At 65.2% G+C, this 1,141-nt stretch carries 1 protein-coding gene; it reads right to left on the minus strand.

The window, feature by feature from the left end:
• Positions 1–611 (minus strand): hypothetical protein (locus tag AB0F44_RS30240; protein WP_357361073.1); only part of this gene is annotated, 611 nt, incomplete at its 3' end.
• Positions 612–1,141 lie beyond the last annotated feature (530 nt).

Below are 1,141 nucleotides of genomic sequence, written 5' to 3' on the forward strand. Positions count from 1 at the left end.
GGGCGACAAGGACAAGAAGAAGCCCGAAGACTCCGGTGAAGGCACCGACGGCGAGACAACCCGGCAGCCCCGGAGAACTCACCCGAGGACACCGAGCCATCCAGTCCCCAAAGCAACAGCCCTACGGAGACTCCGTCGACGGGCGGCACGACCCAGCCGAACCCGAATACCAACGGACCCAGCGAAACCCCAGACCAGGGCGACGCCACGCCATCAAGTGTCGATGACACCGACGTGTCGACGACGACCAACAGCAACCCGCAGCCGACCACCGACACCCCCGTCGTCGACACCTCCTCACGCAACCCCCCGAGCCCCACCGGATCATCACTGGATCTCCCTTCCCACGATGTTTCGACTTCGTCGAACGCTCCCTCCGAGAGCGCACCGCCGAATTCACCACCAACACAGCAGAATCCGTCGCCGCTCACCGCTGAGAACGGCACAACCCCGACAGCGCCCACCGACCCACAGACACCCTCGGCAACCGCCACTTCGGAGTCGACCCCACCGCAATCCACAACCTCGACTCCCTCCGCCCCCACGAACAACCTCACCCACACGGCCTCCGACACCACCCGCCCAAATACTTCAGATACATCAACAGCCACGGCAACAACCGCGACCGCACCGCCGACTCAAGTCACAAACCCCACGCCGACAACAACTCCCACCACATCAACCCCACCCCCCACTGCCCCGCCGACTTCCATACCGGCCCCCGCGATCAGCCCTACCCCAACGTCGCCTCCGTCATCGCCCAGATCCACAACACCCACCGCCACAAATCCAGCCCCGGTCACCTCGACCTCGACCACCCGGACTGCGCTGCCAATCGACCAGACCTCGTCTCCGTCCAGGCCGACAACCCCATCAGCGCTGTCCGAATCACGCGCGGGAACCAGCCCCGAGAGCCGACCGAGTTCTACTCCGCCCACCACAAACCCGGCTCGGACAACACCGCAAACCCCTACGCCCACTTCAACCCCGACAAACCAGTTACCCGCCCCTGGTTACAGCCCTGACGCCCGGCCTCTGCGCGACGCATTGCGTAACCAACCGCCGCACGACGGCCGCACAACCACCGTCGACCGCAACCCGTCTCAGCCACGGCCCTCATACCGAATTCGCCGCTTCCAGG

This window comes from Nocardioides sp. NPDC023903 (assembly GCF_040639295.1).
Classification (GTDB): domain Bacteria; phylum Actinomycetota; class Actinomycetes; order Propionibacteriales; family Nocardioidaceae; genus Nocardioides.